Below are 13,324 nucleotides of genomic sequence, written 5' to 3' on the forward strand. Positions count from 1 at the left end.
CGCCGACGGCGCGCTCTGGGCGGAGGGCGTGGAGCTCGGCCGGGAGCTGTTGCGCCTCCAGGTGCGCGGCGCGCGCGGCGGGGAGCGCCCCCGGCTGCCGGGGGGCCGTCGCCCGTATGTGCGCGCCGCCATTCCGGCCCGGCCGGACGAGCTGCGCTACGACGCCGGGGAGGAGGCGATCGTCCTCGGAGAGGGGCGCGTCTCACCCGTCCCGGCGGGGGCCTGGGACTTCCGGGTGGGCGGGGTGCGGATGCTGGAACTCTGGTTCGAACGCCGCACGGCGACGGCGGAGGGGCTGGCCGCGGTGGGGCCGCGCGGCTGGCCGCGGGAGCGGACCTCCGAACTGCTGGAGCTGATCACGGTCCTGGCCCTGCTCGCCGCCCTGGAGCCCCGGCAGCGCGCGCTGCGGGACCGGCTGGCACGGGAGGCGGCGCTGACACGGGAGGAGCTGCACACGGCCGGGGTGCTGCCCGTGCCTGCGGCGGCCCGGCGCCCCGCGTCCGTGCTGGACCACGAGGAGGAGGGGCCGGAGGGGCAGTTCGCACTGCTCTGAAGGGTGTGGCGAGGCCGGGGGGGCGGTGAGGTCCGCCGGCGCGCCGGTGGATGCCGTACCGGCCGAGAGGAACACACCGACGCAACGCTGCGGGCCCTGGGGATGACGGACGGGCGGACAGCAGCACTGCGCCGGGACGGAGTGATCGTGGACGCGGCCCTGAGCGGAGGACCGGACCGGTCGTGCAGCCGTCGGTCAGCGGCGGCTGCCGAAGAGCGAGCGCCGCAGTCGTCGCAGCGGGGCGAAGAGCGAGACACGCGCGCTCCTGCTCCTGCGGGTGTGCGCGGCGTCACGCGAGGTGAGTTCGAGCATCAGCAGCGTCGCCTCCGCCGACTCGCGCTGCGGAACGGGGGGGCCGCCCAGCACTGCGAGATGACGGTCGAGGCGCGAACTGGTCGCACCGCTCCCACATGTGATCGCAGGCACACGCGGCCTGCTGCGCACCGTTATCTGTTCCATGTCACTCCCCACCCGTACGAGGGCACCCGGCCCGGGCAGGTTAACCCTATCGTCCCGCGACGACACTCGTGTATCCCGGCCGCAGGATTGCACACCCGTACACGGGTGTTGACGGCCCGTTACCGCGTCCTGTCGGTTCCGGGACGGGTTGAGTTAGCTTGGAGGGGATTCGTCCGTACCGCACAAGGCTGCTGATGGAGGGTCACCGATGAGCGAAGTCCCGGACACCGGACGTGTGATCGCGGATCGATACCGTCTCCTGGACCCCCTGGGCGAGGGCGGGACCGGCATCGTGTGGCGTGCCCGTGACGAAGTGCTGGGGCTCGAGGTCGCCGTGAAGGAGGTGCGGGCCCCGGCGGGCCTGCCCGCCGCCGGCGTCGAGCGGCTGCACGCCCGGCTGGAGCGGGAGGCCCGGTCCGCGGCCCGCGTCTCGCACCGCAACGCCGTCGCCGTCCATGACGTGGTTCTCCGGGACTCCCGGCCCTGGATCGTGATGGAGCTGGTCCGCGGGCTCACCCTCTCCGAGGTGCTGGACGCCGACGGCCCGCTGTCCCCGCGCCGGGCGGCACGGATCGGCGCGGAGGTGCTCGCGGCGCTGCGCGGGGCCCACGCGGCGGGTGTGCTGCACCGCGACGTGAAGCCGGGCAACGTCCTGCTGGCCAACGACGGCCGGGTGATGCTGACGGACTTCGGCATCACCACGGCCGAGGAGTCGGCCGCGCTCACCCCGGCGGGTGAACCGATCGGCTCGCCGGAGTACCTCGCACCCGAGCGCGCACTGGGGCGCGCGCCGGGGCCTGAATCCGACCTCTGGTCGCTCGGAGTGCTTCTGTACGCCGCCACCGAGGGGCGGTCACCGTTCCGGCGGGACAGCCCGTCGGACACCCTGCGCGCGGTAACGGACGACGAGCCGCCGGCGCCCCGGCGGGCGGGGGCGCTCGCCCCTGTCGTGGAGGAGTTGCTGCGCAAGGAACCGGCCGAGCGGCTCACCGCGGGTGAGGCCGAGCGCCGGCTGCGGATCCTGGCGGCAGGCGGAACGGGATCGGCCGGCGGCGGGGCGGCCGGCCCGCCGCACCCGTCGGGCGAGGCCACCGCGACGGCTGCGGAATCCGGCCCCGGGGCGGCCCCGCCGGCACCCGCCGCCGGAGGTGCACATCGCACGGGTGTCCTGGTGGCCGTAGGTGCTGCGGTTGCCCTGCTCGTCGCCGTGGGTCTCGCCTGGGCACTGACGGGCGACGACGACTCCGGCGGGAGGAGCAGCGGGAAGACCCCGGCGAGCGCCTCGGCCCCCTGGCTCACGTGACGCACGAAGGCCTGCGAGCCGGGGGCCTCACAGCGGCCGGGAGGGGGCCCCGCAGGGCGGGTCCCCCTCCCTCTCCGACGGCGGCGTCCGGCCGGTGACGCCACAGGCGAGCGGTCAGGCCTTCGAGTTGAGGACCGGCAGATAGCCGCCCGACTGCCCGGCGGCGGTGGGGTGGTAGGACTCGCCGATGTTGAGCCAGTTCACGCTGTGCAGCCAGGCGCTGCCCGAGCAGATCTCGTGCCCGGTGAAGGTCGAGGCGACGTCCCCGAAGGTGAATCCGTGGTCGGCCGCCCGCTTGGCCGTGGCGGCGTTGAGGTAGTCGGCGGCGCCGTTGATGGCGGAGCGTTCCTTCTCGCTCAGACCGGCGATGCAGCCGCCACCGAGCTTGTAGAAGCGGGGGTAGCCGAGGACGACGACATGGGCCGAGGGTGCCTTCGCGCTGATCGCCGCGTACACGGAGTCCAGTTTGCCGGGAAGGGTCGAGTCGACGTAGGCGCGGGCGGTGGCGATCCGGTTGAGGCACGTGGTCTCGGACTGGAGCACACAGGTGGTCATGACGTCGGCGAAGCCGGCGTCGTTGCCGCCGATGGAGATCGAGACGAGGTCGGTGGCGGAGCTGAGCGGTCCGAGCTGACCGGCCGTGACATCTCCGGTCCTGGCGCCCGAGCACGCGGTGAAGGCGAACGAGGCGGGGTTGTTGGCCGCCTTCCAGAGGGCGGGGAAGGCGCGGGTGCTGCGCTTGCAGTCGCCGCTGGCGCTGTCGTAGCTGCCGGCACCGACACCGGACGAGTAGGAGTCACCCAGGGCGACGTAGTCGACGGCCGCGGCGGACCGCTCGGACGCCTGGGCCACACCGGCACCGGTCAGGGCGAGGACCGTTCCGAGCAGGAGAGAGGACGAGAACGCCACGAGTCTGGACATTTTCATGGAACCTCCTTGGGCAGGATCTCTGCCTACTCCGTAGTAGCAGCACGGGCCCGAGTTCTGGAAGTGTTCATGCCAAAAAACATCAACAGAGCGACCATGAAGTTCTCCTGGCGGCACGTCACATCAGAATGCGGCATCCGGTCCGCCGACGGCCGAAACAGCCCGTGCGCATCATCGGCGAGGACGGAGGGAAGCGGCCGGCCACCGGGACCGGCCGCCGGAACGCTCGCGGATTCGCCGTCGTACGCGGCGCCCGCCGGGCCCGCCGCGTGGCCGGCCGGCCCCTGGGCAGGCTGAGGGCGGGGCCGGTCCCGGCGTCCACGGACGGCGCCGCCCCGCCCGGGACCACGACCGTCCGCCACCCGGGGGCAGCTGCTGAAACCTGGGTGCGCGCGGTGCCGAGGTGCCGGATCATGGGCGCCATGTCTGCCAACCCCGAGTCCGCCCTGCCGATCCGGCTCAACGTCGACGACAGCGATTCGCCGTCCGACGTCGTGGACGCGCTGTTCCTGGGCCGCTTCGCGACGGGCGAGCAGCCGTACTCCCACAGTTCCTCGCTCGACCGGGTCAGGCCGGGCGCGACCCTGCTGCCCCAGGCCGCCGAGATCCTGCGTGCCGCCCGGGACGACGACCGCAGCGCGACCCTGGCCGAGGGGGACGGATGGACGCTGCTCGTCTCCCGGTGGAGCCGGGGCGCCGACGTCACGGTCACCGCAACCACCCCCGAACTGGCCCGGAAGATCCTGTCCGAGGCGACCGACGGGGCCCAGGACGAGCCGGAGCCGCAGCCCGAGAACGTCACGATGGGCTTCTGGTACGTCTCGCCGCGCCGGGGCCCGCACCGCACCACCCGGCAGATCGCCGCGGGCACCTGGGACGAGGTCCGGTCCAACTACACCGCGCCGGTGGCCGATGCGATGGACCGGCTGATGAAGGTCACCCCCGACGACATCGCCGGCCGGCTGCTCCTGCTGCACGGCCCTCCCGGCACCGGGAAGACCTCCGCGCTGCGCACCCTCGCCCGGTCCTGGCGTGACTGGTGCCAGGTCGACTGCGTCCTCGATCCGGAGCGGCTCTTCAACGACGTCGGCTATCTGATGGACATCGCCATCGGTGAGGACGACGGTACGGCGAAGGGCCGGTGGCGACTGCTGCTCCTGGAGGACTGCGACGAGCTGATCCGCGGCGAGGCGAAGCACACGGCCGGTCAGGCGCTGTCCCGGCTGCTCAACCTGACGGACGGACTGCTGGGCCAGGGCCGCAACGTGCTGGTGGGCGTGACGACCAACGAGGACCTGGAGCGGCTGCACCCCGCGGTGGTCCGCCCGGGCCGCTGCCTGGCCCGCATCGAGGTGGGCTCGCTGACCCACGCCGAATCGGCGTCCTGGCTGGGTACGGAGGAGGGGCTCGGCCGCGAGGGCGCGACGCTCGCGGAGCTCTACGCCCTGAGGCGCGGCAGCGGCCCCGCATCCGTGCCGAAGCAGGACGCGGGGGCGGACGCGGGGCTGTACCTCTGAGCGGGGGTCGTCACTCCCGGCGTGCGTAGGCCGCCCGTACGGCGTCCCGGGCGAGCGTGAGCGCGTCGGCCTGTGCCAGGCCCAGGCGCCTGGCCTGCTCGGCGTACTCCTGTGCCGCCGTCGCCGCGTGGCGCGCCGCCGCGTCGCCCGCTGCGGCCACGAACGTCCCGTTGCGGCCACGGGTCTCGATCACCCCGTCGGCCTCCAGGGCTCGGTAGGCCTTGGCCACCGTGTTGGCGGCGAGGCCCAACTCCCCGGCGAGGCCGCGTACGGTCGGGAGCCGGTAGCCGACGGGCAGGGCTCCGGAGCGGGCCTGTTCGGACAGCTGGGCGCGCAGCTGCTCGTACGGGGCGGTGGCGGAGTCCGGGTCAACGGCGATCTTCAGGGTCACGCGCCGATTCTCTCCCACCGGGGTTCCCGTCACCCGCCCCGCCGCCGGAAAAGAGGAGGCGGCAGGCCCTCGTGCAGGGTTGACTTCCGCTCATGACGATCCTCGTGCGTGACTTCCTGCCTGCCGATGGGGAGGCCTGGGTGCGGGTGCGGCGTGCCGCGCTGCCCTACATGGTGACGACTCCGGAGCAGGTCCTGAGCGATCTGGCCGACGCCCATCCCGACCGGCGCTACCGGCTGCTGGTCGCCGAGGAGGACGGCGAGGTGATCGGGACCGCCCAGGTGGGCGTCTCCCACGAGAGCCCGGTGCCGGGCCAGGGGTTCTGCAATCCGTACGTGCACCCGGACCGCAGGGGCCGGGGCGCGGGATCACTGCTGACGCGGGCCGGCGAGGAGCATCTGGCGGCCGCGGGCGCCACCGCCGTCTACACCTGGGTGCTCGACGAGCCGGCCAACCGCGCGTTCGCCGGGAAGCGGGGGTACGCGCCGCGCAGGCAGGCGCACTTCCTCCGGCTCGACCTGGCGAACCGCCCGCTGCCGCCGCTCCCCGGGCTGCCCGCCGGGGTCGCGCTGCTCACCGCCGCCGACTTCGAGGACGACCCTCGCCCGCTGTTCGAGGCCGACGCGGAGACGACCGCCGACGAGCCGAGCGACAGCCCGGTCGAGTTCTCCGACTACGAGAACTGGCTGGCCACGACCTGGCGCCGGCCAGGCTTCGACCGCGCACTCACCACGGTCGTGACGGTGGACGGGCAGGTCGCGGCGTTCAGCGCCGCCGAGACCGACGGGCTGACCCGCTACTGGTCGGCCATGACCGGCACGCTGCGCGCCTTCCGGGGCAGGGGCCTGGCGAAGATCGCCAAGAACAACTCGCTGCACCGGGCGCGGGCCGCCGGGTACACCGACGCCTTCACCGGCAACGACGCCGGCAACGCTCCGATGCTGGCGGTCAACCGCTGGTTCGGCTACGAGATCTGCGCCACGGAGGTACGCCATGTCCGCAGCATCGGCTGAGACCGGTCCCACCCTGACGGTGGCCCTCGTCAAGGGCGGCCGCACCAAGATCCGTTACCCGGCCGAGCCGGTCGGCGACGACGGGACCCGGATCACGGTCCGGGCCCCGTGGGCGGCCCCGGGGGTCAGGGACTTCGGCTTCGTACGGTTCGAGCCGGGCGACGTCTTCACCGAGCACTACTGGCGCGACCGGTGGTACGCGGTGAAGGAGGTCCGCACCGGGGGCGGGGAGCTGAAGGGCTGGTACTGCGACATCACCCGGCCCGCCGTGCTGCGGGGCACCGAGCTCCTCGTCGAGGACCTGGACCTGGATCTGTGGGTCTCCGCGGACGGCCGCTCCGTCCTGCGGCTGGACGAGGACGAGTTCGAGGAGAGCGGCCTGGCCGACCGCGACCCCCCGGCGGCGCGGGCGGCCGTCCGGGCACTGGACGAGCTGGAGCGTCTCGCCCGGGCCGAGGGGCTCGGGGGCCTCGTGGGCGACGCCGGTCCGGTGGGCGGCGGGCTGTCCGGCGATGCGGGGTCGCCGGTCTGCTGAGTCATCATGGGAGTTCCCTCCGGGTGATTCGGGGCGGGGCCCGCACACCGCGCGGACCATGGAGGGAAACGCAGGACCTCGAGTACGCTTCAGGTCAAGGCGGGCGGCCCGGCGCGCGGCTCCCTGCCCTCCGGCCTGGCACCCCCGGCGGGTCTCGGCCTACGGCGCCACCAGCTCCACCTCGTGTCCCGCCGTGTTCACCAGCCGGACGACGCAGGGCCCGCCGTCGTCGGCGTACGCGTGGCAGTCCGGCGGCTGGAGCCGCCAGCCGTGCCCCGGCGCCCGGGCCACCAGGATGTCGAGCAGGGTACGGTCCTGGACGTGGAAGGCCAGACGGCCGGGGCAGGGGCCCTCGGGCCCGCCGCCGGGTGGGCCGGGTGCCTGCCCGACCACCACGTAGCCGTCCCCGCGCCGCCAGCTCCGGCCCTGCGCCCAGCGCTGGTAGGGGACATGGCCGAGACGGCCGAGCAGCCAGCCCCACTCCGTGTCGGCCTGTGCCAGGTCGGGAACCCGCAGCTCGACGTGGTGGATCCGGCCGGTGGGTGCCGCCGCCACCGGCAGCGGCACGGCACGCCGCACCGCCCGTGGCGCGTAGGCGACGGTGTCGGCGTCCTCGTGCCAGTGGATCAGGAAGCGCTGTTCGGCGCGGTATCCCTCGAGGCCCGCACGGCAGTACGCGACCATGTCGTCGGGCAGCGCGTCCAGGGGGAACCAGTCCAGCTCGGAGCACTTGTCCGGTTCGGCGTTGCGCGGAGGGCGCGCGGGGTCGTACGTCGCCTCGAAGAACCAGCCGATCCGGGGGTTGCCGCCCGGCCCGCGGTGCTGCATGACCAGCGCCACCCGGAGCTCGTCCGGGTCCAGCTCGACGCCGATCTCCTCGGCGGTCTCCCGGATCATGGCCGTCCGGACGTCCTCGCCGTCCTCCGTGTGGCCGGAGGGGGCGTGGAGCAGGCCGTCCGCGTATCCCGTGCCGGACCTCCGGGCGAGCAGGACGTCGGGGCCCCGGCGCAGGATCAGGTGGACGTCGACGACCTCGCGGTGGCGCAGGGGCGGCTCGGCGCGGGCCACCAGGGCGTACCGCTCGTCGTCGACCTCCTTGCCCCAGAGCCGTGCGTCCTCGGAGAGCGGTTCGTGGTGGACGCGCTCCGTGTGTGCGGCGAGGAGTGCGGTGAGGCGGGCCGCGGAGAGGCCGTTGCCGTTCCACACGCCTTCGATCAGGACCAGCCGGCCGCCGGGCCGCAGCAGCGAGAACCAGTGCCGCAGGGCGGCCGCGGGGTCGGGCAGCAGCCACACCGTGTGCCGGGCGAGGATCACGTCGAACCGCTGCTTGCCGACCGGGGGGCGCCCCGCGTCGCCGACGAACACCTCGGTGCCGGTCCCGGCCAGCTTGGCCCGCGCCTGCTCCACCATGCGCGGGGACCGGTCGACGGCGGTGACCCGGTGTCCCTGGCCGGCGACCAGCAGGGACAGGCTGCCCGTGCCGCACCCGAGGTCGAGGACCGCGGAGCGGGCGGTGGGCAGCCAGGTCTCCATCCGCTGCGCCCAGGCGCCGCGGACCACCGGGTCGAGGAGCCCGTGGTCGGGCTCCTCGTCGAAGGAGTCGGCGGCGGCGTCCCAGTCGATCGTGGTCATACCCGACATCCTCTCAGCCGCCACCGACAGTCCGTCATGCCCGGAGCCGCCCCAGCGCCTTCCGTACGAGGGGCCACGTGAGGATCAGGGCGACGACGACGTACACGGTCACGGAGAACGGGGTGTTGACCAGTCCCGTCACGCTGCCGTCGCTGATCTGCAGGGCGCGGCGCAGCTGCTGTTCGGCGGACGGGCCGAGGATGACCGCGATGATCGCGGGCAGCACCGGCAGTCCGTAGCGCCGCATTCCGAAGCCGATCAGCCCGATCACCAGCAGGATCACCAGGTCGACGGCCTCCCCGCCGACGGCGTAGGCGCCGACCGCGGCGAAGAACAGGATGCCCGCGTAGAGGTAGGGGCGCGGGATCCTCAGCAGCTTCGCCCAGAGCGGTGCGAGGGGCAGGTTCAGCGCGAGGAGCAGCACCATGCCGACGAAGAGCGAGGCGATCAGGCCCCAGACCAGCTCGGGTTCACGCTCGAACAGCAGCGGGCCGGGCTGGATGCCGTACTGCTGGAAGGCGGCCAGCATGACGGCGGCGACGGCGGTCGTGGGCAGCCCGAGGGTGAGCATGGAGACGAGGGTGCCGGCGGCGGATGCGGAGGCGGCGGACTCCGGTCCTGCGACGCCCTCGATGGCGCCCTTGCCGAATTCGTCCCGGTGCTTGGAGAGCCGCTTCTCGGTGACGTAGGAGAGGAAGGTGGGTATCTCGGCGCCGCCCGCCGGGATCGCGCCGAACGGGAAGCCGATGAGGGGCCCGCGCAGCCAGGACTTCCAGGTGCGCCGCACGTCGTCCTTCCCGAGCCAGGGCCGGCCGACGGGGATCGGCTTCCCGCTGGAGCGGCGCAGGTGTGCGGCGACCCAGAGGGCCTCCCCGATGGCGAAGAGGCCGACCGCCACGATCACCACGTCGACGCCGTCGGCCAGTTGGAGCGATCCGAAGGTCAGCCGCTGCTGTCCCGTCATCTGGTCCAGCCCGACGAGCCCGATGGTGAGACCGATGAGGAGCGAGGCGAGACCGCGGATCCGGGAGGAGCCGAGGACGGAGGTGACGGCGATGAAGGCCAGCACCATGATGGCGAAGTAGTCGGGGGCTCCGATGTCGACCGCGAGCGAGGCGACGGTCGGGGCGAGGACGACCAACAGGATCGTACCGATCATGCCGCCGGCGAAGTGGCCGATGGCGGCGGCGGCGAGTGCCTGCGCGCCGCGCCCGGCCTTCGCCATCGGGTTGCCCTCGATCGCCGCGACGACGGCCGCACTCTCCCCGGGGGTGTTGAGGAGGATCGAGGTGGTGGACCCGCCGAACATCGCGCCGTAGTAGATCCCGGCGAACATGATGAAGGCACCGGTCGGTTCGAGCCCGTACGTCACCGGCAGCAGCAGCGCCACGGCCATGGCGGGGCCGATCCCGGGGAGCACCCCGATGGCCGTGCCCAGCAGGACGCCGAGTGCGGCCCAGAGCAGGTTGACCGGCGTCAGCGCCGTGCCGAAGCCGTCGATGAGGGAGTTGAGGGAATCCATCGGTCAGAGCACCCCCATCAGCGGGCCGCCCGGGAGGGGCACCCCGAGCAGGTTGTCGAAGACGAAGTAGGTCACCAGGGAGAGCCCGGCTGCGATGAGCGGATCGCGGTCGTGGTGGCGGCTGCCCAGCGCGTAGGCCGATCCCCAGAAGAGCAGGGCGCCGGAGATGGGGAAGCCGAGCGGGCCTATGAGGACGGCGAAGGCGAGGAAGACGCCGGTGAGCAGGGCGACGGTGCGCCGGTCCGCCGGTTCGCCGAGGTCGACGTCCTCACCGGCCTCCGCCTCGCCACGCCCGCCGCGCAGGACGTCGAGGGCCAGCAGCACGGCGACCACCAGCAGCCCGGTGCCGACCACGACAGGGACGGTCCTGGGGCCGACGGGTCCGCGCTGGGTGATGTCCACGCTCAGCGTGAGGGCGTCGGCGAGGACGAGGACGCCCAGCGCGAGCAGGATGACGCAGACGCCGAGTTCGGAGTGCTCGCGCAGCCAGGCGCGCGCGGTGCCGGGCCGGGAGGGAGTGCTCTCGTCGCTCACAGTCCCAGCTCCTCGAGGACGGTGGCGACCCGGCGGTCCTGACCGTCCAGGAAGTCGCCGAAGTCGTCGCCGGTGAGGAAGGCGTCGTCCCAGCCGTTCTTCTCCATGGAGTCGTGCCACTCCTTCGAGTCGTGCAGTTCGCTCACCAGCCCGACGAGTTTGTCCCGCTCCGCGTCGGTGAGCCCGGGCGGGGCGACGATGCCGCGCCAGTTGGTGAAGTCGGTGTCGAGTCCGGCCTCGCGGAGCGTGGGCGCGTCGAGGCCCGGGACCCGCTTCGGGCCGGTGACGGCGAGCAGCCGCAGCTCACCGGCCTCGATCTGGTCGAGGTACTCGCCGACGCCGGAGACGCCGAAGCCGACCTTGTTGCCGAGGATCGAGGCGAGCAGTTCGCCGCCGCCGTCGAAGGGGATGTAGTTGACCTGCTCCGGGGCGATCCCGGCGGCCTTCGCCATGAGCATCGGCGCCAGATGGTCGGGGCCCCCGGGCGAGGAACCGCCGCCGACCGGGATCGTCCCCGGGTTCTTCTTCCAGGCGGTGAGCAGCTGGCCGATCGTCCTGTACGGGGAGTCCTTGGCGACGACGACGATGTCCTGCTCCTCGGTGAGCCGGGCGATCGGGGTCGTGTCGGCCAGGGTCCTGGGCGACTTGTTGGTGTGCACGGCTCCGACGACACCGAGGCCCATGGACATGGCCAGCTTGCCGTTGCCGTGCTCGGCGACCAGCCGGGTCAGCCCGACGGTGCCGCCCGCCCCGGGCAGGTTGAACACCTCGATGCCGTGGGTGAGTCCGGCGTCCTCGGCGTTCTTGGCCGCGGTGCGCGCCGTGATGTCGTAACCGCCGCCGGGTGTGTTCGGGACCATGAAGCGCAGTCCGGGGATCTGCGTGCCGGTGTCGGAACCGCTGCCGGTGGAGAGCAGGGGCGGTCCGACGACCACCAGCAACGCTGCCCCGAACAGGGCGAGTGGAGTGCGCAGTCGCACCGGGTGCCGCCTTTCGGGCTCTACGTGGAGGGGTGTGTACGCGTGTGAGGTGGCCCACATGCTGCCTGCGCGCCGACCGGCTGTCGCCGTTGCGGAATCAATGGACGTTGTGGTCGTTGTGGTCGCGCCCTACCGTGTCGGCGTGACGAACGTGCTGGTGGTGGACGACGACTTCATGGTTGCGAAGCTGCACAGCCGGTATGTGTCCGCATTGGACGGTTTTACGAGCCCCTTTGGCCCTATGGCTGTCCTGTTCATGTATCGCTCGGCCTCCGGCCATACGTTCCGTGTGAGCATGACATCAACCCCCGGCACCGTGTTCCAGGTTGGCGCAGATCAACCGAGGAGGACCCGTGGTCGCGAGTTCCGTGTCCCGCAGGCAGATGTTCGGATTCGGCGGTGCCGCAGCCGCCGCGCTGATGCTCGGGACGGGGGCGTGGGAGGCACAGTCCGCGTTCGCCGCGCCCACCCTGAAGGGCGACCCCTTCACTCTGGGCGTCGCCTCCGGCGACCCGGCGTCGGACGGCTTCGTGCTGTGGACGCGCCTGGCGCCCGACCCCTTCGCCCAGGACGGCATGGGCGGTATGCCGGCGAAGCCCGTACGCGTCGCGTACGAGGTGGCGCTCGACGAGCGGTTCCGCCGCGTCGTGCGCCGCGGCAGCGTCGTCGCATCCCCCGAGCTGGCGCACTCCGTCCACCCCGAGGTGCACGGGCTCGCGCCGGACCGCACCTACTGGTTCCGCTTCAAGGCCGGCTCCTCGATCTCCCCCGTGGGACGCACCCGCACCACACCCGCGCCGTGGCACTCCCCGCGCGAGCTGAAGTTCGCCTTCGCCTCCTGCCAGGCCTGGCAGGACGGCTACTTCACGGCGTACCACCACATGGCGCAGGAGGACCTGGACCTGGTGGTGCACCTCGGTGACTACCTCTACGAGTCCGGCGTCAAGACGAACAAGCGCGGTGTGACCACCGATCCGAAGTTCCACACGGAGACCCTCGACCTCGCGCGCTACCGGCTGCAGTACGGCCTCTACAAGTCCGAGGCACCGCTGCGCGAGGCGCACGCCAACTTCCCGTGGATCATGACCTTCGACGACCACGAGGTGGAGAACAACTGGGCGGACGAGACCTCCGAGAACAACGAGGACCCGAAGACCTTCCTGCTGCGCCGGGCCGCCGCCTTCCAGGCCCTGTACGAGCACGCGCCGCTGCGCCACACCCAGCTCCCGAACGGCCCCGACGTGCAGATGTACCGCAGGCTCGCCTACGGCCGGCTCGCCGACTTCACCATGCTCGACACCCGCCAGTACCGTGACGACCAGGCCTGCGGTGACGGCACCACCGGCGACTGCGCCGACCGCTTCGACCAGGACCGCACCCTGCTCGGCGCCGGGCAGCGGGACTGGGTCCTCAAGGGCTTCAGCCGCTCTCAGGCCCGCTGGCAGATCCTCGGCAACCAGGCGCCGATGGGCCAGACCGACCAGGACCCGGGCCCCGGCACGACGGTCTGGACGGACCCGTGGGACGGCTACGTCGCCGAGCGCAACCGGCTGCTCGCGGAGGCGGACACCCGCGGCGTGCGCAACCTGGTCGTCATCACGGGCGACCGCCACCAGAACTACGCGTGGGACCTGAAGCGCGACTACGGCGACCCCGGGTCGGCGACCGTCGGTTCGGAGTTCGTCGGCACCTCGGTCACGAGCGGCGGCGACGGGGCCGACATGACGGCCCAGGGCGAGACGTTCCTCGCGGCGAACCCGCACATGAAGTTCTTCAACAGCCAGCGGGGCTACGCGCGCGTGACGGTGAACCGGGAGCGGTGGACGACCGACTTCCGCGTCCTGCCCTTCGTGACGAAGCCGGACGCCACGATCAGCACGCGCGCGAGCGTGGTCGTGGAGGACGGAACCCCGGGCGTGCAGGTCTGACGTCCCGGCATCCACGCTGCCGGGCAGGCC

General features: G+C 72.7%; 13 protein-coding genes and 1 pseudogene. 7 read left to right on the plus strand and 7 right to left on the minus strand.

All coding sequences use genetic code 11. From position 1 onward, the window contains the following. A partial coding sequence (locus B9S57_RS20520; RefSeq protein ID WP_308457409.1) for a type ISP restriction/modification enzyme occupies positions 1–553 on the plus strand: 553 nt, incomplete at its 5' end. Positions 554–748: 195 nt separating this feature from the next. Here B9S57_RS20520 and B9S57_RS20525 read toward each other — a convergent pair. Further along, the gene (locus tag B9S57_RS20525; protein ID WP_103517023.1) at positions 749–1,012 is read right to left on the minus strand and encodes a hypothetical protein; all 264 of its coding nucleotides are present in this window, start codon (positions 1,010–1,012) and stop codon (positions 749–751) included. Positions 1,013–1,220: 208 nt separating this feature from the next. On the opposite strand from B9S57_RS20525, the gene B9S57_RS20530 reads away from it, so the two are divergent. Further along, positions 1,221–2,315: a serine/threonine-protein kinase gene (locus B9S57_RS20530; protein WP_103517024.1), complete on the plus strand. Its 1,095-nt coding sequence runs from the start codon at positions 1,221–1,223 to the stop codon at positions 2,313–2,315. A 114-nt stretch (positions 2,316–2,429) separates the two neighbouring features. Here B9S57_RS20530 and B9S57_RS20535 read toward each other — a convergent pair whose 3' ends face one another. Then, the gene (locus B9S57_RS20535) at positions 2,430–3,242 is read right to left on the minus strand and encodes an SGNH/GDSL hydrolase family protein (protein ID WP_103517025.1); all 813 of its coding nucleotides are present in this window, start codon (positions 3,240–3,242) and stop codon (positions 2,430–2,432) included. 413 nt (positions 3,243–3,655) lie between these two features. Here B9S57_RS20535 and B9S57_RS20540 point away from each other — a divergent pair, with 413 nt between their 5' ends. Beyond that, entirely contained in the window at positions 3,656–4,759 is a 1,104-nt protein-coding gene (locus B9S57_RS20540; protein ID WP_103517026.1) for a DUF5925 domain-containing protein, read from the plus strand. 10 nt (positions 4,760–4,769) lie between these two features. On the opposite strand, the gene B9S57_RS20545 is transcribed toward B9S57_RS20540, so the two are convergent. Further along, on the minus strand, positions 4,770–5,150 hold the full coding sequence (locus B9S57_RS20545; protein ID WP_103517027.1) for a GntR family transcriptional regulator: 381 nt from the start codon (positions 5,148–5,150) through the stop codon (positions 4,770–4,772). A gap of 92 nt (positions 5,151–5,242) precedes the next feature. Between B9S57_RS20545 and B9S57_RS20550 the strand changes: the two genes are divergently transcribed. Together B9S57_RS20550 and B9S57_RS20555 are read left to right on the plus strand one after the other, a co-directional pair. Then, positions 5,243–6,163: a GNAT family N-acetyltransferase gene (locus B9S57_RS20550; protein ID WP_103517028.1), complete on the plus strand. Its 921-nt coding sequence runs from the start codon at positions 5,243–5,245 to the stop codon at positions 6,161–6,163. Further along, positions 6,144–6,698: a DUF402 domain-containing protein gene (locus tag B9S57_RS20555; RefSeq protein WP_103517029.1), complete on the plus strand. Its 555-nt coding sequence runs from the start codon at positions 6,144–6,146 to the stop codon at positions 6,696–6,698. The genes B9S57_RS20550 and B9S57_RS20555 overlap by 20 nt, the downstream gene beginning before the upstream one ends. Before the next feature lie 159 nt (positions 6,699–6,857). Here B9S57_RS20555 and B9S57_RS20560 read toward each other — a convergent pair whose 3' ends face one another. The 4 genes from B9S57_RS20560 to B9S57_RS20575 are packed head-to-tail and all read right to left on the minus strand — an operon-like array spanning position 6,858 to position 11,366. Next, positions 6,858–8,330: a trifunctional class I SAM-dependent methyltransferase/NUDIX hydrolase/VOC family protein gene (locus B9S57_RS20560; protein ID WP_103517030.1), complete on the minus strand. Its 1,473-nt coding sequence runs from the start codon at positions 8,328–8,330 to the stop codon at positions 6,858–6,860. Between the two features lie 34 nt (positions 8,331–8,364). Beyond that, on the minus strand, positions 8,365–9,852 hold the full coding sequence (locus tag B9S57_RS20565) for a tripartite tricarboxylate transporter permease (protein WP_103517031.1): 1,488 nt from the start codon (positions 9,850–9,852) through the stop codon (positions 8,365–8,367). A 3-nt stretch (positions 9,853–9,855) separates the two neighbouring features. Further along, on the minus strand, positions 9,856–10,386 hold the full coding sequence (locus B9S57_RS20570; protein ID WP_103517032.1) for a tripartite tricarboxylate transporter TctB family protein: 531 nt from the start codon (positions 10,384–10,386) through the stop codon (positions 9,856–9,858). Next, complete coding sequence (locus B9S57_RS20575; protein ID WP_103517033.1) at positions 10,383–11,366, minus strand: tripartite tricarboxylate transporter substrate binding protein; 984 nt, start codon at positions 11,364–11,366, stop codon at positions 10,383–10,385. Before B9S57_RS20575 ends, B9S57_RS20570 begins: the two co-directional genes overlap by 4 nt. Before the next feature lie 142 nt (positions 11,367–11,508). On the opposite strand from B9S57_RS20575, the pseudogene B9S57_RS35620 reads away from it, so the two are divergent. Together B9S57_RS35620 and B9S57_RS20585 are read left to right on the plus strand one after the other, a co-directional pair. Beyond that, positions 11,509–11,592: pseudogene (locus tag B9S57_RS35620) on the plus strand (two-component system response regulator); the annotation flags it as partial. A 127-nt stretch (positions 11,593–11,719) separates the two neighbouring features. Next, complete coding sequence (locus B9S57_RS20585; protein ID WP_103517034.1) at positions 11,720–13,294, plus strand: alkaline phosphatase; 1,575 nt, start codon at positions 11,720–11,722, stop codon at positions 13,292–13,294. Positions 13,295–13,324 lie beyond the last annotated feature (30 nt).

This window comes from Streptomyces sp. SM10, from assembly GCF_002910915.1.
Taxonomy (GTDB): Bacteria; Actinomycetota; Actinomycetes; order Streptomycetales; family Streptomycetaceae; genus Streptomyces.